19 protein-coding genes are annotated in these 20,171 nt (G+C 71.5%); 11 read left to right on the top strand and 8 right to left on the bottom strand.

From position 1 onward, the window contains the following. Positions 1-74: 74 nt before the first annotated feature. Complete coding sequence (locus ABZ823_RS09965; RefSeq protein ID WP_361656318.1) at positions 75-617, bottom strand: hypothetical protein; 543 nt, start codon at positions 615-617, stop codon at positions 75-77. 189 nt (positions 618-806) lie between these two features. Here ABZ823_RS09965 and ABZ823_RS09960 point away from each other — a divergent pair, with 189 nt between their 5' ends. From ABZ823_RS09960 to ABZ823_RS09935, 6 genes are read left to right on the top strand one after another with little or no spacing between them, the layout of a single operon-like run. Continuing rightward, positions 807-947, top strand: coding sequence for a hypothetical protein (locus tag ABZ823_RS09960; protein ID WP_361656316.1), 141 nt, complete (start codon positions 807-809; stop codon positions 945-947). Then, entirely contained in the window at positions 944-1,600 is a 657-nt protein-coding gene (locus ABZ823_RS09955) for a cytochrome c oxidase subunit II (protein WP_361656313.1), read from the top strand. The genes ABZ823_RS09960 and ABZ823_RS09955 overlap by 4 nt, the downstream gene beginning before the upstream one ends. Next, a complete protein-coding gene (locus ABZ823_RS09950; protein ID WP_361656310.1) occupies positions 1,597-3,279 on the top strand; it encodes a cbb3-type cytochrome c oxidase subunit I in 1,683 nt (560 codons plus the stop codon). The genes ABZ823_RS09955 and ABZ823_RS09950 overlap by 4 nt, the downstream gene beginning before the upstream one ends. Beyond that, the gene (locus ABZ823_RS09945) at positions 3,276-3,635 is read left to right on the top strand and encodes a hypothetical protein (RefSeq protein WP_361656307.1); all 360 of its coding nucleotides are present in this window, start codon (positions 3,276-3,278) and stop codon (positions 3,633-3,635) included. Before ABZ823_RS09950 ends, ABZ823_RS09945 begins: the two co-directional genes overlap by 4 nt. A 6-nt stretch (positions 3,636-3,641) precedes the next feature. After that, positions 3,642-4,178: a hypothetical protein gene (locus tag ABZ823_RS09940; protein ID WP_361656304.1), complete on the top strand. Its 537-nt coding sequence runs from the start codon at positions 3,642-3,644 to the stop codon at positions 4,176-4,178. Next, positions 4,168-4,863 (top strand): haloacid dehalogenase type II, encoded by a 696-nt coding sequence (locus ABZ823_RS09935; protein ID WP_361656302.1) that lies wholly within the window; start codon positions 4,168-4,170, stop codon positions 4,861-4,863. The genes ABZ823_RS09940 and ABZ823_RS09935 overlap by 11 nt, the downstream gene beginning before the upstream one ends. 20 nt (positions 4,864-4,883) lie before the next feature. Here ABZ823_RS09935 and nrfD read toward each other — a convergent pair whose 3' ends face one another. The 3 genes from nrfD to ABZ823_RS09920 are packed head-to-tail and all read right to left on the bottom strand — an operon-like array spanning position 4,884 to position 8,582. After that, complete coding sequence (nrfD, locus tag ABZ823_RS09930; protein WP_361656299.1) at positions 4,884-5,927, bottom strand: NrfD/PsrC family molybdoenzyme membrane anchor subunit; 1,044 nt, start codon at positions 5,925-5,927, stop codon at positions 4,884-4,886. Then, positions 5,924-6,970 (bottom strand): 4Fe-4S dicluster domain-containing protein, encoded by a 1,047-nt coding sequence (locus ABZ823_RS09925; protein ID WP_361656296.1) that lies wholly within the window; start codon positions 6,968-6,970, stop codon positions 5,924-5,926. The genes nrfD and ABZ823_RS09925 overlap by 4 nt, the downstream gene beginning before the upstream one ends. A gap of 25 nt (positions 6,971-6,995) precedes the next feature. Then, on the bottom strand, positions 6,996-8,582 hold the full coding sequence (locus ABZ823_RS09920) for a ubiquinol-cytochrome c reductase cytochrome b subunit (protein WP_361656851.1): 1,587 nt from the start codon (positions 8,580-8,582) through the stop codon (positions 6,996-6,998). Positions 8,583-8,845: 263 nt separating this feature from the next. On the opposite strand from ABZ823_RS09920, the gene ABZ823_RS09915 reads away from it, so the two are divergent. After that, positions 8,846-10,627, top strand: a complete 1,782-nt coding sequence (locus tag ABZ823_RS09915; protein ID WP_361656293.1) for a thiamine pyrophosphate-binding protein — start codon at positions 8,846-8,848, stop codon at positions 10,625-10,627. 141 nt (positions 10,628-10,768) lie between these two features. Beyond that, positions 10,769-11,095: a plasmid stabilization protein gene (locus tag ABZ823_RS09910; protein WP_361656290.1), complete on the top strand. Its 327-nt coding sequence runs from the start codon at positions 10,769-10,771 to the stop codon at positions 11,093-11,095. 12 nt (positions 11,096-11,107) lie between these two features. Here ABZ823_RS09910 and ABZ823_RS09905 read toward each other — a convergent pair whose 3' ends face one another. Continuing rightward, positions 11,108-11,503, bottom strand: coding sequence for a hypothetical protein (locus ABZ823_RS09905; protein WP_361656287.1), 396 nt, complete (start codon positions 11,501-11,503; stop codon positions 11,108-11,110). Positions 11,504-11,731: 228 nt separating this feature from the next. Here ABZ823_RS09905 and ABZ823_RS09900 point away from each other — a divergent pair, with 228 nt between their 5' ends. The 3 genes from ABZ823_RS09900 to ABZ823_RS09890 all read left to right on the top strand — a co-directional run bounded on the left by ABZ823_RS09900 (position 11,732) and on the right by ABZ823_RS09890 (position 15,683). Next, positions 11,732-14,014 carry a catalase gene (locus ABZ823_RS09900; protein WP_361656284.1) on the top strand — a complete coding sequence of 761 codons (2,283 nt, stop codon included), beginning with the start codon at positions 11,732-11,734 and terminating at the stop codon, positions 14,012-14,014. An 89-nt stretch (positions 14,015-14,103) separates the two neighbouring features. Continuing rightward, positions 14,104-14,409 carry a hypothetical protein gene (locus ABZ823_RS09895; protein WP_361656281.1) on the top strand — a complete coding sequence of 102 codons (306 nt, stop codon included), beginning with the start codon at positions 14,104-14,106 and terminating at the stop codon, positions 14,407-14,409. A 179-nt stretch (positions 14,410-14,588) separates the two neighbouring features. Then, positions 14,589-15,683: an alpha/beta hydrolase gene (locus ABZ823_RS09890; protein WP_361656278.1), complete on the top strand. Its 1,095-nt coding sequence runs from the start codon at positions 14,589-14,591 to the stop codon at positions 15,681-15,683. Between the two features lie 158 nt (positions 15,684-15,841). On the opposite strand, the gene ABZ823_RS09885 is transcribed toward ABZ823_RS09890, so the two are convergent. The 3 genes from ABZ823_RS09885 to ABZ823_RS09875 all read right to left on the bottom strand — a co-directional run bounded on the left by ABZ823_RS09885 (position 15,842) and on the right by ABZ823_RS09875 (position 19,818). After that, positions 15,842-16,681 carry a ribonuclease BN gene (locus tag ABZ823_RS09885; RefSeq protein ID WP_361656276.1) on the bottom strand — a complete coding sequence of 280 codons (840 nt, stop codon included), beginning with the start codon at positions 16,679-16,681 and terminating at the stop codon, positions 15,842-15,844. Positions 16,682-17,046: 365 nt separating this feature from the next. Next, the gene (ctaD, locus tag ABZ823_RS09880; protein WP_361656273.1) at positions 17,047-18,747 is read right to left on the bottom strand and encodes a cytochrome c oxidase subunit I; all 1,701 of its coding nucleotides are present in this window, start codon (positions 18,745-18,747) and stop codon (positions 17,047-17,049) included. 351 nt (positions 18,748-19,098) lie between these two features. Beyond that, a complete protein-coding gene (locus ABZ823_RS09875) occupies positions 19,099-19,818 on the bottom strand; it encodes a hypothetical protein (RefSeq protein ID WP_361656270.1) in 720 nt (239 codons plus the stop codon). Positions 19,819-20,171 lie beyond the last annotated feature (353 nt).

Below are 20,171 nucleotides of genomic sequence, written 5' to 3'. Positions count from 1 at the left end.
CGTTCGATGGTGCTCGTGCTCGGTGCGGGCCGCCCGTGTGCAGGCCCCTCGCGTTCAGCCGGTGCGGGGAGCGTTCACCCCGTTCCTCCTCGCTCGGCCGGGCGGGCGCCGACCGCGTCCCGGAGCCGGTCCACCAGTGCCGCCGCCTTCCCGGCCGTGGCCACTGCCGGCGGCGGTCGCTGCGGAGCGTGGGGATGCGGGCGGGTCGGAGCGGCCTGCCACGCACGGACGACCTCGGACCCCAGGCGCTCCCGCTCGTCCTGGGGCAGATTCTCCCGCAGCCGGGCGAACACGGCATCCTCGAAGGCCACGTGCCGGCGCAGCTGCCCCACGAGTTCGTCGGCCAGATCGTCGAACTCCTCGGCATCCTCGAGCCACTGGTGCACCGCCTCCTTGGCGGCGGGATTCGAGGCCTGCGGATGGGACAGGTGCTGGGTGGACTTCCGGGTCATGCCGGGGCGGTGCTGCTCCTGCGCGGTGAGCGCGTCGCCGCCGTCGGCGGGCAGTCCCGTGGCGATCAGGAAGGCCTGGCCCGCGGGCACACCGAGCCGGCGTCCGGCCTCCTCGTAGTCGAGGCCGTCCGCGAGCAGGCGCAGTACCTGGCTGCGGGTGGGCATGGGTTCATCTCCTTCCTTCCCGGCCGCGCCTGAGTACCCGTCGCGTGCCCCGTGAAACCGGCTGTCCGTCGAGTCGGGGAGGTGTGAACCGGGCCGACAGGGGACTTCGGCCTGCGGTGTGTCCTCTCGCGGAGCGCATACTGCGCCCGTAATGTCCGGGTGGCCCTGGTCCGGGATGGTGCGATGGGAGTGATCGGATTGCATGCCGGTGACGGTTACGAGGTGGTGCTGGCCGGCGACTGCGGCGAGAAGGCGTCGGACGAAGAGCACCCCGGCCGGAGCGCACCCGGGCACGGGGAGGGCCGGCTCGCCCGGAAGGCGGCGCGGTGACACAGCGGCGCGTCTTCGGCGATGTCTTCGCCCTGGAGTCCGTCATCGCGGCCCTGGTGTTCGCCGCCGTGCTCGCCCTCTTCGGCTACGCGCTGGTCGCCCGCCGGGCCGGCCGGCGGGCGGGTGCCTCCGAGCGGTCGGAACACCCGCGGCTGGAGGCGTACTACATCAGCGTCCTGACCGGGTTCGCGGTCTTCCTGGTGGCGTGGACCGCCTGGCAGAACCACCGGGAGCACCGGACGGCCGGCCCCGCACCCGTCCGGGTCGACGTCACCGGCTTCCAGTGGTGCTGGGACTTCCGCTATCCGCAGTCCGCCGGGAAGCGCAGCGTCATCGCGAACTGCCGGGCCGGGAACCTGCCGACCCTGGTGGTGCCGACCGGCCGCCCCGTCCAGCTCCGGCTGACCTCACGGGACGTCATCCACTCGCTGTGGGTCCCGCAGCTCCGCTACAAGAGGGACGCCTTCCCCGACCATGTGAACACCTTCACCTTCACCGTGGACCACAAGGGCCGCTGGAAAGGCCGGTGCGCCGAGTTCTGCGGGCAGCGGCACTACAGCATGGACTTCTGGCTCAAGGCGGTCCCGCCCGAGGAGTACGACCGGTGGCTGCACGGCCACACGGGCGGCGGCGGGCAGGAGGCGGCGGTATGACCGTCGCCCCTCCCGCCGGCGGCCAGGAGGACACCGGTGGGCGGCCCGTCAAGCCGAGCGGCTGGCTGGGCTGGGCGACGAGCACCGACCACAAGCGCATCGGGCTGCTGACGGTCGGCACCTCCCTGGTCATGCTGGTGCTCGTCGGCATTCTCGCCCTGGTCATGCGCGCCCAGCTCGCCCAGCCCGACGCGAACCTGGTCTCGCCGCACACCTACGACCAGTTGTTCACCATGCACGGCTCCGGCATGATCTACATGGTGCTCACCCCGTTCGCCATCGGGATGGGCGTGTACCTGGTGCCGTTGCAGATCGGCGCGCCGGGGATCGCCATGCCGCGCTCCACACTGTTCGGCTACTGGCTGTACGTGCTGGGCGCGGTGATCATGCTGAGCGGGTTCGCCACCCCGGAGGGGGCCCACGCGGGGGGCTGGTTCTCCTATCCGCCGCTGGCCGACGGCATCCACTCGCCGGGCACCGGACCGGACCTGTGGATCGCCGGCGTCTTCATGGCGGTCACCGGAACCATCGTCATGGGCTGGGCCGTGCTCTGGACGGTGCTGCGCAAGCGCACGCGCGGCATGACGATGCTGCGCTTGCCGGTGTTCTCCTGGTCCATGATCGCCTCCTGTCTGATGGTGATCGGCGCGTTTCCCGCGCTGCTGGCCGCGCTCGCGCTCCTGGCCGTGGGGCGCGCGGACCAGACCCTGTTCGCGTCCAACGTGTGGAACATCGGCTACCAGCACCTGTTCTGGTTCTACGGCCACCCGGTGGTCTACGTGATGTTCTTCCCCTACCTGGCCGCCGTGGCCGAAGTACTGGCGGTCTTCTCCGGGCGCCGCTTCTTCGGCTACCGCGGCACCGTGCTGTCGCTGCTGGTGTTCGCCGCCCTGTCGATGAGCGTGTGGGGACACCACATGTTCGCCACCGGCCAGGCCGCCAACGACTACTACTCGCTGACATCCATCGCTCTGCTCGTCCCGGCGGGCGTCGAGTACTTCGCCATGCTGGGCACGCTCGTCGGGGGACGGCTGCGGTTCGCCCCGCCGATGCTGTTCGCCCTGGCGTTCATCCCGCAGTTCCTGATCGGCGGGCTGACGGGCATCATGGTCGGCACCCCGGTGATCGACTACCACGTCACCGACAGCTACTTCGTGGTGGCCCACCTCCACTACGTGCTGTTCGCCGGCAGCGCCTTCGGGCTGTTCGCCGCCGTGTACTTCTGGTTCCCGAAGGTGACCGGCACCATGCTGGGCGAACGGCTGGGCCGGATGCACTTCTGGCTGCTCGTGATCGGCACGAATCTCACGTTCCTGCCGATGTTCGTCCTCGGCTACCTCGGGATGCCGCGCCGGATGGCGACCTACGCGTCCTTCGACGGCTTCGGCGCCCTGAACCTGGTGTCGAGTTGCGGTGCGGCCTTCCTGGCCGCGGGCGTCACGGTGTTCGCCGTCAACGTGTCGTGGACGCTGCGCAAGCGGGCCCTCGGACGCGCCGAACCGGCGCCGGACGACCCCTGGGGCGGACACACCCTGGAGTGGGCCACCTCGTCGCCGCCTCCGCGCACCAACTTCACCGAGGACCACCCGGTGCCGTCCATCACCAGCTTCGCCCCGCTGCTGGACCTGCGGCAGCGGCAGGCGCGGGAGGAAGCCGCAGCAGAGGGGAGCCCGGCGTGAAGCGGCACCTGTCGTTCGTCGTGGTGGCCGGGTGGGGCCTGCTCAACGTAGCGCTCCTGGCCATCCTGGCGGTCTACGGCGAGAGTTCCCTGGTGTTCTGGCTGTGGGGCGGGGCCGTCGCGCTGCTGGGACTGGCCGCACTCCTGGTACTGGCCTCCTCCCGCACGGGCCCCGACGAGCATGTGCGCTACCGGGTGCCGCAGCGCGGTGCCGGTGCGGTGCTGCCCGCCGCCCTCGGCTGCGCGTTCATCGCGCTGTGCTTCGTCTACGGCCGGTGGCTGCTGGCCATCGCGGTTCCGCTGCTGGCCCTGGCGGGCGGTATGGCGCTGCGCGGCACCGCGCCCCGGGAGAGGTGAGCCGGCATGCACCATTCGACGCACACGGCCTCCGTGGCCTCCGCGGCGGCCATGGCCTGGTCCGGCTTCGTCCTGGCCGCGGTGATCCCCGGCGCGCTGTGGCGCGTGCGCCGCGCGCCGCTGTGGGATCGGGTGAGCCTGCCCGCAGGCGTGGCCCTGCCCTTGCTGGTGCTGACGCACGCCTGGGCGGTGCTCGGGGATCCGGTGCGCCTCGCGCCCCCTGGCGCCACCTTCCTGACCGAACCGCTCCTCGTCGCGGCCGCGGTCGTGTTCTGGCTCCCCGTCCTCGCGCACACACGGCACCGCCTGAGCGACCCGGGCCGCTGCCTCTACCTCTTCCTGGCCGCGCCGCTGCTGGACCTGCCCGCGGTCGGGGTCATCGCCGCCGGGCACTCCCTCGAGGGCCTGGCCATGATCGTCGGGATGCTGCCCGTCGGCGCCGTCGCGGCCGGCGTCACCTGGTCATGGGTCAACCGCGAGGAGAGGCTGGCCGCGCACGCTCTCGTCCGGCCGGCCGGGGAAGGTGATCTGAGTGCCCCGTGACACAGGGCCGGGCGTCCTCGTCTTCGACGTCAACGAAACGCTCACGGACATGGGTCCGCTCGCCGGGCGTCTGGAGGACATCGGCCTGCCCGGCCGCCTGCTGCCGGTCTGGTTCGCCGGAGTGCTGCGCGACGGCTTCGCCCTGACCCTGGCGGGCGGTCACGCCTCCTTCGCCGACGTGGCCCGGGACGTGCTGCGGACCTTGTTCGCCGAGGAACGGCCCGGCGCACCGGACCCCGGACCGGCCGTGGACCACGTCCTGGCCGCACTGCCCGGGCTGCCCGTGCACCCGGACGTACCCGACGGCGTACGCGCCCTGCACGCGGGCGGCCACCGCCTGGTGACCCTGACGAACGGATCGGCCGACACCACCCGGGCGGTCCTGGACCGGGCCGGTGTCGGTGACTGCTTCGAAGCGCACCTCGACGTGGAGGGCGCGGGCGGCTGGAAGCCCGCACGGGCCGCCTACGCGTACGCGCTGCGCGCGGTGGACGTACCGGCCGCACAGGCCATGCTGGTCTCCGTGCACCCCTGGGACGTGGACGGCGCCGGCCGGGCGGGTCTGTCCGCCGCCTGGCTGCGGCGGACACCCGTTCCCTACCCGGCGGCGATGCGCCCCGCCGACCGGGAGGCCACCGGGATCGCCGATCTCGCGCGGCGACTGGACACCGCCCCGGACGGGTGAACCCCGCACGGCGCCGACCGTCAGCCAGAGCGCTGCTCCAGCCGCTCCCGCTGCGGAACGACGGTGTACTTGGGATCCTCGGCGGACGCCACCCCGGCGTGGAACACCCCGAACCGCAGGGCCGCCGACCCGGCCATCAGGGCCGCCCCGGCAGCCGCCGTGAGCAGCCCGTTTCCTCGCCCGCCCACGCGTCGGCCCGCTCCTCGACCCGCGAGGACCGCCAGCGCCGCGCCGCCCGCCGTGAGCGCCTCCGCAGAGCGGAGCAGCCTACCGGGCCCGCCCTGGCCGTACGGTTCGGCCGCCAGGCCCATCCGACGCTTCATCACCCGGAAGGCGCACAGCTCCAGGGCGGCACCCAGCACCGCCATGCGGCGCGCGGGTTCCGTCTGCCCGGCGGGTGTGCAGGCGAGGGCCAGTCCGGCGGCGGCGCTCGCACCGGACCCCGCGAAGACGAACGGCATCTCACGGTAGCCCTCGTGCCAGGAGGGGACCGCGGTGTCGGCGAGCAGGACGGCGGTGTAGGTGGCGACCGCGGGGCCGAGGACGGCGGCGCCCGCCGTCGCGGTGGCGCCGACCAGGCGGTAGCGGCGGGCGACATCGGTGGCCGCTGCGGCCATGGTGAGCGGCGCGTATCCGGCCAGCAGCCACGAGCCCACACTCATGGGAGACGTGGGCTTGAAGACGCGGAGCATGTTGATGAAGCGGGCGGGTCGGCCGAGGTCGTGGACGAGCGCCGCGAGGGACAGGGAGATCGCTCCCGCCGCACCCAGCTTCGCCGTCCGGGCCAGCGCCGGCCGTCCGGTGGCATACGCGCCGGCGGCGAGCAGCGACGACGCGCCGGCGAGGCCTCCGAGGTACAGGTAGCCCGCGATGTCGAGGGCCGACCAGGTCGGCCGGTTCAGGATCGGCTTGCCGTAGTACGAGGAGAACCGGGCCTCGGGCACCATGAGTTGCTCGCCGCGTCCGCGGCGGCGCCGGCGGCGACCGGTGGTCGCGCCGGTGAGGGCGTCGCGTCCGGGCCGGCCCCCCTCCACCCCGCCGCGGGTGACGTCCGATCCGCTCATCGTGGCCTCCTGACGAAACCGGCGACGGCCAGCGCGGCGAGGGACACGGCGGCCGCCGCGGCGTGCCGCCACATGGCGGGCAGGTCCCGGGTGGTGACGACCGGATCGGGCGGCAGCCCGTAGACCTCCGGCTCGTCCAGCAGCAGGAAGAACGCTCCGTCGCCGCCGACACCGTCGTCGGGCCTCTCGCCGTACAGGCGGGCGTCGGTCACCCCGGCCGCGTGGAGCTGCGCCACGCGGGCTGCGGCGCGCTCGCGCAACTCCTCCAGCGGTCCGAACTGGATGGAGTCGGTGGGACAGGACTTGGCGCAGGCCGGTTCCATCCCGACGCCGAGCCGGTCGTAGCACAGGGTGCACTTCCAAGCCCGTCCGTCGCCGGGGCGCTGGTCGATGACACCGTACGGGCAGGCGGGCACGCAGTATCCACAGCCGTTGCAGATGTCCTCCTGGACCACCACCGTGCCGAACTCGGTGCGGAACAGCGAGCCGGTGGGGCACACGTCGAGGCAGGCCGCATGCGTGCAGTGCTTGCAGACGTCCGAGGACATGAGCCAGCGCAGTTCGGTGCGTCCGTCCGGCGCCACGGGCGAGATCTCCCCGCTAGGTGCGCCGGTGGGCGAGGCGTCCGGCGCCGGGGCGGTGGCTCCGGGGCCCGGGGAGGAGGGGGAGGTCCCCAGCCGCCGGGCCGCGTCGAAGATGTCGACGTCCCCGTGGCCGACGCCCGGTTCCTGCCCACCGAGCGGTTTGCGCTGCTCGATGAACTGCACATGCCGCCAGGTGTCCGCGCTGAGCCTTTGAGTGTTGTCGTAGGACATGCCGGTCAGTTCGAGGCCGTCCTCCGGTACGGCGTTCCACTCCTTGCACGCCACCTCGCACGCCTTGCAGCCGATGCAGACGGAGGTGTCCGTGAAGAAGCCCATGCGCGGCGGGCTGTCGGTGTAGCCGGACGCTCCCGCCACATCGGGTTGCGGACCGAACAGCAGGTTGCCGCGCCCCCCGTCCCCGGCCGGTTCACCCGCTTTCTCGGCGCTGCCCTGCGTCATGCCCAGACCTCCTTGCTCGGCTCGCTCAGCTGTCATCGCCGTCACCCGCCTCGCCCGGGCCGGCCCGCACCACGTCGATGCGGCGGCGCAGCCACTCGGTGGCCGGCATCTCGACCCGCCGGCCGAAGTACCAGCGGCTGAGGGCATTGCGGATCCGGTGCTTGCGGAACCAGCGCCAGACCTCCGTCCCGTGGGCGAGCGGCCGGGGCTCGTCGCGTACGAGGACGCGGTACGCCTCGGCCGGGGGCAGCAGCGTGCGTGCCTCCTGGTACCCGCCCTGGGGCGTGCGCCGGACCTCCCCGGTGGCCTGACCCTCCGACAGACGGCGGCGGTCGGCCGCCTGTAGCCCCAGGCAGGCCCGCTTGGTGGCGTGATAGGTCAGGAAGGGCACGACGAACAGGGACGTGCGCAGGGTATACGTCAGCTCTTCGAACGGAACCTTGAACACGTAGGCGACGACGTCTTGTCCGCCCGCCATCAGCAGAACGGCATAGGCGGATACCGCGGCGGCACCGAGGGCCGTACGGGTGGGCTGGTTGCGCGGGCGGTCGCACAGATGCTGCTCCGGCCGGTGGCCGCTGATCCAGCGTTCGAAGAACGGATACGCGTACAGGACCAGGAACAGCGCCATGGGCAGGACGACGCCGGGCAGGAAGACGTCCCACACGATGGTGTGCCCCGCCAAGTCCGTCTCCGCGGCCGGCATCAGGCGCAGCCCGCCTTCCAGGAAGCCGACGTACCAGTCCGGCTGGACGTCGAGGGAGACATGGTCGGTGCGGTAGGGGCCGAAGACCCACACCGGATTGATCTGCAGCAGAGCACCCATCAGGGTGAGGACGCCCGCGACGACGAAGAACAGGCCCGTGGACTTCGCCGTGTACTGGGGAACCATGGGCTTGCCCACCACGTTCCGGTTGGTGCGGCCGGGCTCGGCCCACTGGGTGTGCTTGTGGTACACGACGAGCGCCAGATGCACGGTGACCAGGGCGAGGAGCAGACCGGGCAGCAGCAGGATGTGCGCCGCGTACAGCCGTGGAATGATCTCCTGCCCGGGGAACTGGCCGCCGAAGGCGAAGAAGGAGACGTACGTGCCCACCACGGGGATCGAGAGCATGATGCCCTGGGCCGTGCGCAGGCCGGTGCCGGACAGCAGGTCGTCGGGGAGCGAGTAGCCGCAGAAGCCCTCCAGCAGGGACAGCAGGAACAGCGTCACGCCGATCGTCCAGTTGGCTTCCCTGGGCCGCCGGAAGGCGCCGGTGAAGAAGATCCGCAACAGATGCACGCCGATCGCCGCGACGAACACCAGCGACGCCCAGTGGTGGATCTGCCGTATCAGCAGGCCACCGCGGACGTCGAAGCTGATGTCCACGACCGACGCGTACGCCTCCGTCGTGATCAGGCCGCGCAGCGGCCCGTAGGAGCCGGTGTACGGCCGCTCCGTCATGTCCGGATGGAAGAAGAGAGTCAGATACACACCCGTCAGGACGAGGATCACCAGGCTGTACAGGGCGATCTCGCCCAGCAGGAACGACCAGTGGTCGGGGAAGGCCTTGCGCAGGAACTCCTTGCCCGCGGAACTGACCGGCAGCCTCTTGTCGAGCGCCGTCAGCACCCGTTCCCCACGCACCGCGTGCCGGGATGAGCCGTCCTCGTCAGACACCCTCACGGTGCGTCCGCCCTCCTGCCGGTCGTCATCGCCGCTCGCCGTACGCCACGGTGTGTCCTCGTTTCGAGCCTGGCACGGGTCCCCCGGACCCGCCCGCTCGAAACCACCGGAACGGCGGTCCCGTCGGCGGCGGGACCACGGTTGTTTGGCGGTGCCGGGGCTGGCTACTCGGGCGCCGAGCGGTCGGTATCCGGTGCAGGAGGCTCCACGTGCCCAACGTCTCGGACTTTGTCGCTGCTCGCCTGGGGGCCTGGGGCGTGGACCGGGTGTTCGGGTACCCCGGCCGTGAGGTCGACGCACTGATCACCGCGCTCGGCGGCCGGGAGGCCGGCCCGGAGTTCCTCCAGGTCCGGCACGAGGAGTCCGCCGCCCTCATGGCCGGCGCCCATGCCAAGCTCACCGGCAGGCCCGGATGCTGTCTGGTCCCCTCCGGCGCGGGTGTTCTGCGTCTGCTGGGCGGCCTTTCCGACGCGGCGCTGGACCACGAGCCGGTGGTGGCCGTCGTGGGACAGGAGGGGCCGGTACCGGATGCGGACCGTCGGCGGCGCACGGTCAGCGCGACCCGCCTCTGCGCGGAGGTGTCCGAGTTCTGCGAGCTGGTGACCGACGCCGAGGTGGTCGGGGACGCGCTGGACCGGGCGTTCCGTGCCGCGCTGACCGACCGGGGCGTCGCCACGCTCGTCCTGTCCCGCCGGCTCCTCGAGACGCAGGCGCGGCCGGGCCTGGCCGATGACGGCGGCCCGCCGTCCGCACGCACCGACTTCACACCCCCGGTGCGGCGGCCCGAGGAGCGGGCCCTGCACCGGGCGGCCGAGGTGCTGAACGAAGGCCGGCGGGTCGCTGTCGTCCTGGGACGGGACGGCACGGCGGCCTCCGGTCAGGCGGTGGGCGTCGCGGAACTCCTCGGCGCCGGGGTGGCCAAGACCTCCCTCGCCTGTGCCGCGCTGCCCGACGACCTGCCCTACGCCACGGGCGTCATCGGACCGTTCGGCAGCGAGCTGGCCGCCGCCCTGCTGCGGGAATGCGACACGCTGCTGCTGGTGGGGGCGGGAGACCTGGACATCGACCGGGTCTGGCACCGGGCCTCCTCCCGCGTCGTCATCGTCGACACGGACCCAGGGAACCGCCCCCCGGGCGCCCGACCGGACGGTCCCGTGCGGGTGACGGGCGATGCCGTCACGGCACTCCAGGCGCTTCTGCCACTGCTGAGGCGCACAAGCGACCGCGGGTGGCGCGAGGACATCGAACACGCGGTCGCCGAGTGGCGTGCGGCGGGAAGGGGGAAAGCGCGGCGGGTGTTCGGGAACACGGTCAACCCGCGCTCCGTGGTCGCCGAGTTGTCGGCACGTCTCCCGGACCGTGCCGTGATCGTCGCGGACTCCGGCACCGCCCTGGACTGGTGGACGCGGCACCTGGAGCTCCGCAATGGGATGAGCGCCGTGGTGCCGGGGCATCCGGCCCTGCCCGGAGCGTCCGTGCCCTACGCGGTCGCCGCCCGGCTGGCGTACCCGGGCCGCCCGGTGATCGCCCTGATCGGTGACGGCGCGTTCCAGGGAAGCGGACTGAACGAACTGATCACCGTGCGGCGCCTTGGCCCCCGGCTGGGCGGCCTGCCGCCGCTGGTGTTCTGCGTGTTCAACAACCAGGACCTCGGCCGGCTCACCTGGCAGCGCCGCTGTGAGGCGGGCGACCCGCTGTTGCCCGCCTCACAGGACGTTCCCGATGTCTCGTACGCGGCGTACGCGCGGCTGCTCGGTCTGAACGGCGTCCGTTGCGAACGCCCGGCCGCGGTGGGCGCCGTCTGGGACGAGGCCCTGCGGAGGGAGGGGCCGACCCTACTGGAGTTCGTGGTGGACGGGGAGGAGCCGCCGGACTGGGCGGAGGCCGCAGGAGCACAGCGCGGCCAGGGCCGGTCACTTCCCAGGATCTCCCGCGGTGTCCTGCGCCGGAAGGCCCATGCGGCGGTCGGGGACCTCTTCCGTTCGTCGTGACCGTGCGGGGAGGGGTCTGCCGCGAGCATCACCCGAATGGGCGCGCATGCCGCAGTTTCGGTCCCGCTCGGTGGGAAACCCAGGAAGCGGCGTCGCGTGGGATGGTCGCGATGCCCCATGAACCCAAGGAGTTGGTCCCCCATGGCGGCTAAGTCAGGTTCCAAGCGAGAACGGCAGTACGAGCACATCAAGGAGGGCGCCCAGGAACGCGGGGCGTCGACCGGACGGGCCAAGGAGATGGCGGCACGAACGGTGAACAAGCAGCGCGCACAGGCAGGTGAAACGAAGTCCTCCCGGTCCTCCTCGCGCAGGGGCGGGTCCTCGGGCGGGTCGTCCAGGACCCCCGGCGGCGGCTCGTCGCGGTCGGGACCCACCCGCGACGAACTGTACGAAGAGGCCAAGCGCAAGGGCATCGAAGGCCGGTCCTCGATGAACAAGGAGCAGCTGTCCAGGGCTCTGGGCCACTGAGCGCACGGCGGGTCAGGGATCCATCCGCCGCTCCCGCCGGAGCCGTTCGTTGTGCCACACGACGGCCCGCCGGATCTGGGACTCGTGCAGTCCGGTGCGGCACGCGAGCTGCACCAGCGACAGCACCGGCGGGCCGGTGGTGAGGGCACGGGTGATCTTCGCCGCCCAGAGCTCCTCCGCCACGAAGGGGCGACGCCGGTACCTCTCCCGGACAGCCTGGAAGTGAGCCTCGCCGCACGCGGTGACAAGACGAAGACCGTCGAACCAGTCGTCGCCCGCGGGAGCGGAGGACGAGTCCGGAACATAGCCCCGCACCGCGTCGCCGTCCGGGAAGGTGGCGGCGCACAGATCGCACAACTCCACAGGAGACGTCGCGGCGCGCGGCGCGTCCTTCTTCCGCCTTCTCATCCGGCCTCCGGGGGAGAACGACGCGGTGGGCACCGCCCACCGCGCGGGCGTGGCCGCGGGCCCACCGCCACCACGTATCGCTCGCGCCCTACGAGTTGCCCGGCGCGCCGGCGCCGAAACGGAGCCGCTCGTGCCCTCGGCGCTCGCCGGTGCGCCCACTCGTCTCCCATGAGAAATTTGCCGAGAAATCCGCCTTTTATGTCATTTGGTGTGTCGAGGAGGACGTTCATGGCCGAGGCCAACCCCGTCAAGCGTGCGGCGCAGAAGCTCACCGACAGCGTGCACGGCAGCGACGGCACAGGACCGGAAGAGGGCATCCCCGGGAAGCCGGCACCCGTGTCGCCGCCGGTCGAGGAGCCGACGGAGCCCCAGGGCCCCCTGCCGCCCAAGCCGGACCAGAGCGGCCCGGACACGATGTCACCGACCGGCCAGCCCACCGGCGCCGACCAGGCCGTGATGGCCCAGGGCGGCGCCTATCTGACGACCGCGCAGGGCGCCCGGCTCTACGACACCGACCACTCGCTCAAGGCCGGACCCCGTGGTCCCGTACTGCTTCAGGACCACCACCTGCGTGAGAAGGTCATGCACTTCGACCATGAGCGCATCCCGGAGCGGGTGGTGCACGCCCGTGGCGCGGCGGCGCACGGCGTCTTCCAGAGCTACGGCACGGCGGCCTCCGTGACCAAGGCCGCGTTCCTCGCCAAGGACGCGGAGACCTCGGTGTTCGTCCGGTTCTCCACGGTGCTGGGATCCCGCGGATCCTCCGACACCGTCCGCGACACCCGGGGATTCGCCACCAAGTTCTACACCAGCGAGGGCGTCTTCGACCTCGTCGGCAACAACATCCCGGTGTTCTTCATCCAGGACGCCATCAAGTTCCCGGATGTCATCCACGCCGGCAAGCCGCACCCCGACCGGGAGATCCCCCAGGCGCAGAGCGCTCACGACACGTTCTGGGACTTCGTCACCCTGCACACCGAGGCCACCCACCACACGCTGTGGAACATGTCCGACCGCGGTATCCCGCGTTCCTTCCGCATGATGGAGGGCTTCGGCGTCCACACGTTCCGGCTGGTGGACGCCGAGGGCGGGACGACCTTGGTGAAGTTCCACTGGAAGCCGAAGCTGGGCGTGCACTCCCTGGTGTGGGAGGAGGCGCAGATCATCAACGGCGTCGACCCCGACTTCCACCGCCGGGACCTCGCCGACGCCATCGAGGCGGGGGCCTACCCGCAGTGGGAGCTCGGCATCCAGACCTTCCCCGACACCCCTGACCAGACGTTCGAGGGCATCGACCTGCTGGACCCTACGAACATCGTCCCGGAGGAACTCGCCCCCGTGCAGCCCATCGGGCTGCTCACCCTGAACCGCAACCCGTCGAACTTCTTCGCCGAGACCGAGCAGGTCGCCTTCCATGTGGGCCACCTCGTCCCCGGCATCGACATCACCGACGACCCGCTGCTTGCGGGGCGTCTCTTCTCCTACCTGGACACCCAGATCACGCGCCTCGGCGGACCTAACTTCCCGCAGCTGCCGATCAACCGCCCGCACGCCCCCGTGAACGACATGCTCCGCGACGGCATGCACCAGACGGCCGTGCACCGGGGCGTCGCGCCGTACCGTCCCAACTCGCTCGACGGCGGCTGCCCGTTCACCGCGGGAGCGGACACCGGCGCGTACATCGAGGCGCCGGTGCGAGTTCCGGAAGCCACGAAGGTCCGTGAGGCACCGGAGTCGTTCGCGGACCACTTCAGCCAGCCCCGCCGATTCTGGCTGAGCATGAGTCCGGTGGAACGCGAGCACATCATCGGCGCCTACACCTTCGAGTTGGGCAAGTGCTACGAACAGGCCATCAAGGAAAGGGCGCTCCAGGTCCTGGCGAATATCGATCCCGAACTGTGCGCGCAGGTCGCCACCGGCCTCGGCCTGCCGGAGCCCAAGCCCAGCCAGCCCCTGGCCGAGGTCGAGCCCAGCCCGGCACTTTCCCAGGTCGGGCACACCTGGCCCACGAGCGGGCGCATCATCGGCATCGTGACCGGCTCGGACGGCGACCTGGACGGGGTCCGCGCCGTGCGCGACGCGGTGCTGGAAGCGGGCATGGTGCCGTTGGTGGTGGCACCCACCGGAGGCAAGATCGGTACGGGCGATGGGGCCCTGACGGTGCAGCGCACCTATGTCACGGCGCGCTCCGTCGAGTTCGACGCCGTTCTCCTCGCCGGAGCGCCCGGCGTGGGCGGCGACGCCTACGGCGCCCGGGACGCCAAGGGCGCCCCCGCCGTCTCCCCGCGGGCGACGTGCGACCCGAGGGTCAGCCTGCTGCTGTCCGAAGCCTTCCGCCACGGCAAGGCCATCGGCGCCTGGGCGGGCGGCGAGGCCGCTCTCGAGGCGGCCGGCGTACCCGCGGACGCGCCCGGAGTCGTGATCGCCGACAGCGGCACCGCCACCCTCCAGCAGCTCACCGGTCTCCTGGGCGCCCACCGTGTCTGGGAGCGCTTCACCGGGAGCGTCTGAGGGCCGCCGCGGATAGCGGGGGCTGCCCTCCCTGGCGAAGGTCGTCGCGTCCGCGCCCGGCGGAACTCCGCCCGGCGCGGACGCCCACGTTGAGGACGTCCGGTGGTCCGGGATGGCACTACCGGGGCGGGCAGCCGCCCATTCCGGCCTCGCGAGGCGGTCGGTGCCGGTCAGAGGGCGTCCTGCCGCAGAGTGGCAGGATCGCGCCGCACGACGCATGGCGGGCCCTGCGCGACGTCGCGCAGCGCACCGGCAGCGACCTCGACGACGTTGCGGTGGGCGTGCTGAGGTTCGCCCTGGGCGGCGACCTCCCCGACCAGCAACTGGGCGAACTGCGGCGGGCGGTCGACCGGTACGCGACGGATTCCGGGGCGGACACCCCCGTCAGGGCCTGACCCCGCCGCGCCCGGAACGGCCGACTGTGCGCGCACGGCAGGGACGCCCGCAAACGTCGCGCGTGCCCCGCCCACCCGAGCGGGCGTACGGCGCCACTCCTTCGGCCCGGTCCGGCGGGCCGGGTGGCGGCGAGCACTGAAGGCTCGCTGGCGAAGAACCCCTCGGAAGGAGGACGCCCATGAGCGCCACCCGACGCTCTCGCCGCCTGCGCAAGTCGCTGTCCGGCCTGACGGCGCTGGCCACCACCGCAGCCCTCGCCGTCGCCGTCCCGGCCCTCGCCACCCCGGCCGCCGCCGCCTCCAAGGCAACCTGCGGCGACCCCCGGCAGAGCCTGGAGCCGACCGCTCAGAAGTTCCTCGACAAGCTCGCCGCTGCGGGCGGCCCCCCGATCCAGGATCTGACGCCCGCCGCCGCCCGCAAGGTGCTCCTGGACCTTCAGGCCGCCTACCCGGTGGCCAAGCTCCCGGCGGACATCACCACACGCAGCATCCCCGTCGGGCCGACCGGCTCGGTCTCGATCCGCATCGTGCGGCCGCAGGGCGTGTCCGGCAAGCTGCCGGCGGTGATGTACTTCCACGGCGGCGGCTGGGTGCTCGGCGACGCCTCCACCCACGACCGGCTGGTACGGCAGATCGCCAACGGCGCCAAGGCCGCGGTGGTCTTCGTCGAGTACACCCGGTCGCCCGAGGCCAAGTACCCGGTGGCCAACGAGCAGGCGTACGCCGCCACCCAGTGGGTCGCCCGGCACGGGGACGAGATAGACGTCGACGGATCGCGGCTCGCCGTGGCCGGTGACAGCGTCGGCGGCAACATGACCGCCGCCGTCACCCTGATGGCCAAGCAGCGCGGCGGCCCCAAGCTGGCCCAGCAGGTGCTGTTCTACCCGGTCACCGACGCCTCGTTCACCACCCCGTCCTACCGGCGCTTCGCCACCGGCTGCTGGCTCACGGCCGCGGGCATGGAGTGGTTCTGGAAGCAGTACGCCCCCGACACCTCCGTCCGCACCCAGCCCATGGCCTCCCCGCTGCGCGCCACCGCCGACGAGCTCACCGGCCTGCCCAAGGCGCTGGTGATCACCGACGGCGATGTGCTGTACGACGAGGGCCGTGACTACGCCGTCAAGCTGCGCACGGCCGGCGTTCCCGTCACCCACGTCCACTACAAGCACATGATCCACGACTTCGTGATGCTCAACGGTCTCGCCGACAGCCAGGCCGCCAAGTCCGCGGTCGCCCGGGCCACCGAGGCCCTGCGCCAGGCCTTGCGGGGCTGAAGCGCCCCCGTGATAGCGGTCGGACCGCACTCGCGCCCCGTCCGCTCGCACCGCCCGACCCGCTCGGCTCCCCGAAGCGGTCGGGCGGTGCCCGGCGGCATAGGTCCGGCGGCGGTTGAGCCGGTTCGGCGGCGCGGGCCGACGCCAGAGGCTCTCACTCATCGGCTCGAGGGCCGTTGCCTTGAGTGGGCCTCGTGGAGGTGGCGGCCCAGCAGGGCGCCTCCGAAGACGACGAAGCCGACTCCGATGAGCCAGGACTGGACGACGAGGACGGTGCCCACGTTGCCGTAGGTGACGGCGTTGTTCACGATGAGCGGGGAGAAGACCAGGTAGGAGAACCAGCGCAGGCCGACCAGGCCCAGCATGGTGGCCACCGCCCCGGGGAGCAGCGCCCGCCAGGACACCCGGCTGCCCAGCAGGAAGTGCTGCCCCCACCAGAAGAACAGGATTCCGAACACCACGGTCAGGGTGATGCGGACGGAGGACTGGACGGTCCCGCCGCCCAGGATCGCGCCGCTCTGCACCTCGGCGAACAGATAGGCCGTCAGGGCCGCGAGCCATACGGCGCGGCGCCACACGGCGTGCCAGCGGCCCGCGGGCAGATCCCACACCCTCTCATAGCCCGTCTGGACACTCGAGGCGAAGGTGAGTCCGAACAGGGCGAGGGCGACGACGCTGAAGGCGCTGGTGGCGCTGAGCACCTTGCGGGGCGCGGAGAACAGGTGGTCCACGGCGCTTCCGGGGCGTCCCGCCAGGCACATGCCGTCGGTCACCCAGGAGGCGAAGCCGCGCTGCTGGAAGGGGGCCGCGGCGGCGACGACGATCAGCAGCGGTGCGAGGGTCACCAGGGCCAGAGCGGCGAAGCCCATGGAACGGTGCAGCAGTTCCATCTCGCTGCCGTGCTGCCAGAGCCGTCCTGCGGCCGAGTTGTGCCAGCGGGTATGCCGTCCGCGGTGCTGGGGTCGTTCGTCCGGGGGCGGGCCCGGGGAACCCGTCATGCGTCCCCCGGTTCCCGGACCACCGTCGGCTGAAACCCGGCGGTCCCGCTCATCACTCCTGGTGGTGCGGGGGAGGTCAGGCGCCCCCGCCGTACGGCGGCACGAGCGGCCGTCCGGTGCGCGGGAGCCGCCGAGGCGGCGGAAACCGCGGCGTGCGGCGTGCCGTACGGATGCGCTACCATGGATCTTGTGCGCGGCGCCGAACTGCGGCGCGCGAGCAGTGCGTTGGTGGTCCAAGGAAAGACGTCCCGCTTCCTGCGGGGAGATGCAGGTGCAAGGCCTGCCCGGCGCTCGAATGGACCCCGCTTCCGGAATCCGGAGGCGGGGTCTTCGCTGTGCTCGGACCCCTGGGCGGCAGCGCGGTTTCACCGCGGCTCGTCCTGGCCTCCCGGTGACCCCGCACCCTTGTACGCCCGGTAGTCGATCTCGGCGTGCTCCGGGTGGTGGAGGTCGAAGGCGGGGGATTCGGAGCGGACGCGCGGCAGCGTGGAGAAGTTGTGGCGCGGCGGAGGGCAGGAGGTGGCCCACTCCAGGGAGCGGCCGTATCCCCAGGGATCGTCGACCTTCACACGCTCGCCGTACTGGGCCGTCTTCCATACGTTGTAAAGGAAGGGCAGGGTGGACAGTCCCAGCAGGAAGGCGCCGATGGACGACACGGTGTTCAGCCAGGTGAAGCCGTCGGCGGCGAGGTAGTCGGCGTAGCGGCGGGCCATGCCTTCGGCGCCGAGCCAGTGCTGCACCAGGAAAGTCGTGTGGAAGCCGACGAAAAGCGTCCAGAAGTGAATCTTGCCGAGGCGTTCGTCGAGCATGGTGCCGGTCATCTTCGGCCACCAGAAGTGGAAGCCGCCGAACATCGCGAAGACGATGGTGCCGAACAGCACATAGTGGAAGTGGGCGATGACGAAGTAGGTGTCGGTCACGTGCCAGTCCAGCGGCGGCGAGCCGAGGATGACGCCGGTCAGGCCGCCGAAGAGGAAGGTGACCAGGAAGCCGACCGACCAGAGCATCGGTGTCTCGAAGGACAACGAGCCCTTCCACATGGTGCCGATCCAGTTGAAGAACTTCACCCCGGTCGGTACGGCGATGAGATAGGTCATGAACGAGAAGAACGGCAGAAGAACCGCGCCGGTGGCGAACATATGGTGGGCCCACACCGTGGCGGACAGACCGGCGATGGAAATGGTGGCGCCGATCAGTCCCATGTAGCCGAAGATCGGCTTGCGGGCGAAGACCGGGATGATCTCGGTGATCACACCGAAGAACGGCAGGGCGAGGATGTAGACCTCGGGATGGCCGAAGAACCAGAACAGGTGCTGCCACAGGATCGGTCCGCCGTTGGCTGCCTCGAACACGCGGGCGCCGAAGCGCCGGTCGGCCTCCAGCACCAGCAGCGACGCCGCAAGGACCGGGAAGGCCAGCAGAACGAGGACCGAGGTCAGCAGGACGTTCCAGGTGAAGATCGGCATCCGGAACATCGTCATACCGGGGGCGCGCATACAGACGATGGTGGTGATGAAGTTGACCGCGCCGAGGATCGTCCCGAACCCGGACAGCGCCAGCCCCATGATCCACAGATCCCCGCCGATGTGCGACGTGCGAGTGGGCCCGCTGAGCGGCGTGTAGGCCGTCCAGCCGAAGTCGGCGGCGCCGTTGGGGGTGAGGAAGCTGCCGATCACGATCAGGCCGCCGAAGAGGAACAGCCAGTACGACAGCATGTTCAGCCGCGGAAAGGCCACGTCGGGGGAGCCGATCTGCAACGGCATGACGGCGTTGGCGAAGCCGGCGAACGTCGGGGTCGCGAAGAGCAGCAACATGATCGTGCCGTGCATCGTGAAGAGCTGGTTGTACTGCTCCTTGGAGACGATCTGGAGCCCCGGGCGCGCCAGTTCCGCGCGGATCAGCAGCGCCATCACCCCGGCCATCAGGAAGAACACGAACGACGTGATCAAGTACAGGTGCCCGATCTTCTTGTGGTCGGTCGTCGTCATCCAGGACACGAGCACCTGGCCCCTGCCATGGCGCTCGACCGCCGGTACCGGAGAGACCGGCTCCGTCTCTAGCGTCATCAAAACTCCTGAAGGTGATGAGTGGCGCAATTACTCCCTTACCGCGCAAACCTTTCGCAGGAAGCACGGGAATGCACGGACGCCTCGCTCCCCGAAACCCCGTGTCGGACCGCCGCGTTCCGGTGCGCGCCGACTGAGCCGGCAGGAGGGGAACAAGGGCGAGCCGCGGCCATGAGGCTGGTCGGCAAGCGGGGCCGACCAGGCCCCGACGCACGGCCCGCGGGGGCCTGACGCGCATACGCGGGATCAGGACGGAGGCTGCCGCCGTCCCGAACCGGTGTCCCTGGCGGGCCGCCCGCGAGGCGTCCCACCCAGTCGGTCGGCGGTCCCCGTGCTGCTGTCCGCCGATCGCTACTGACCCCCTCCCGCCACGGGTGCGGCCGCCTGGAGTTCCGTACCGGGTGCGCCGGAGCCGACCCGGGGGTCCGTGGGCGGGCGGTGACCGGAGAAGGGCTGATGGCCGTGCAACCCGGTCACCTGGGCCTGTGCCGCGGTGGGCGTGCCGTAGGTCCGGGTCGACCGGCCGCCGCCCGCCGTTGCCTCGGCCAGGGCCAGGGCGAGCTGTTCGAGGCGGTTCTCCAGTGTTCGCAACAGCTCCTCGTCCCGGTGGCGCAGTGATGCGAGCAGGTTCATGGCCTGCTCGTCATCGGCGAGCGCCGCGATGCTCTCACCGGCTCGGCAGGCCGCCAGCGCCTGGGCGGCGGCAGCGTACTCGCACTGCGTGATCCGCAGCATCTGACGGTCCGTGGCCGGACGCCCGCCGAGCAGGACACCGTCCGCGATCACCGCGCCGGCCTCCAGCGGGATGCGCGCGGCGCGGACGACGCCCGAGGCGAGCGTCCGGATGAGGGCGGTGGTGTCGTTCAGCAGCCGGCGGGGCCGTAGGGCGCGGATGTGGTCGTCGATGCGGTCGATGTGCTCGCGTACGTCGGCGAGGAGGTTCTCCAGTGTGTGGCGGTGCGGAGGTGCTGGGGTGACAGCCAGATCCGCTCGCAGCATGTGGATGAGGGCGGCATGAGTCTTCCGGGCGTCCTGCAGCACCGGAATCAGCGCGTCCGTCGTCACTGCCATTGCGCGTGCTCCTTGTGTGGGGTCGTGGGACGGCGGGGAGGGGCGGGCCTGCCTGTGGAGCGGTGTGCGGCGTGGGCCTGCCCCGGGATCAGCGTGTGCGAACGGGGCGAAGATCGCGCGGTGGCCTGGTCCATCCCGGGTGCGGCCGGCGGTGGCTCCTTGCGGTGACCAGCGCGCGGTGGACGTCCGACGCCGAGGCAGCCGGCTAGCCCGTCCGGGTGTCCGGTACCCCATGCGGCGGCGTACGCCCCTGAAGCGCGCTCACGAGTGCGGTGGCAGCCCGGTGTTGAGCCGCAGTGCTCCCGAGGGGCCGTTCGACGTGCCTGTGTGGCGCCACGGACCGCCGGGAGACC

The organism is Streptomyces sp. NPDC047079, assembly GCF_040643755.1.
Lineage (GTDB): Bacteria > Actinomycetota > Actinomycetes > Streptomycetales > Streptomycetaceae > Streptomyces.
This window is presented reverse-complemented; position numbering and strand designations above follow the sequence as displayed.

Coding starts and splice junctions, on each gene's coding strand:
- ABZ823_RS09965 (WP_361656318.1), bottom strand. CDS start 617: ATGCCCACCCGCAGCCAGGTACTGCGCCTGCTCGCGGACGGCCTCGAC.
- ABZ823_RS09950 (WP_361656310.1), top strand. CDS start 1,597: ATGACCGTCGCCCCTCCCGCCGGCGGCCAGGAGGACACCGGTGGGCGG.
- ABZ823_RS09940 (WP_361656304.1), top strand. CDS start 3,642: ATGCACCATTCGACGCACACGGCCTCCGTGGCCTCCGCGGCGGCCATG.
- nrfD (WP_361656299.1), bottom strand. CDS start 5,927: ATGAGCGGATCGGACGTCACCCGCGGCGGGGTGGAGGGGGGCCGGCCC.
- ABZ823_RS09925 (WP_361656296.1), bottom strand. CDS start 6,970: ATGACGCAGGGCAGCGCCGAGAAAGCGGGTGAACCGGCCGGGGACGGG.
- ABZ823_RS09910 (WP_361656290.1), top strand. CDS start 10,769: ATGGCGGCTAAGTCAGGTTCCAAGCGAGAACGGCAGTACGAGCACATC.
- ABZ823_RS09905 (WP_361656287.1), bottom strand. CDS start 11,503: ATGAGAAGGCGGAAGAAGGACGCGCCGCGCGCCGCGACGTCTCCTGTG.
- ABZ823_RS09900 (WP_361656284.1), top strand. CDS start 11,732: ATGGCCGAGGCCAACCCCGTCAAGCGTGCGGCGCAGAAGCTCACCGAC.
- ABZ823_RS09890 (WP_361656278.1), top strand. CDS start 14,589: ATGAGCGCCACCCGACGCTCTCGCCGCCTGCGCAAGTCGCTGTCCGGC.
- ABZ823_RS09885 (WP_361656276.1), bottom strand. CDS start 16,681: ATGACGGGTTCCCCGGGCCCGCCCCCGGACGAACGACCCCAGCACCGC.
- ctaD (WP_361656273.1), bottom strand. CDS start 18,747: ATGACGCTAGAGACGGAGCCGGTCTCTCCGGTACCGGCGGTCGAGCGC.
- ABZ823_RS09875 (WP_361656270.1), bottom strand. CDS start 19,818: ATGGCAGTGACGACGGACGCGCTGATTCCGGTGCTGCAGGACGCCCGG.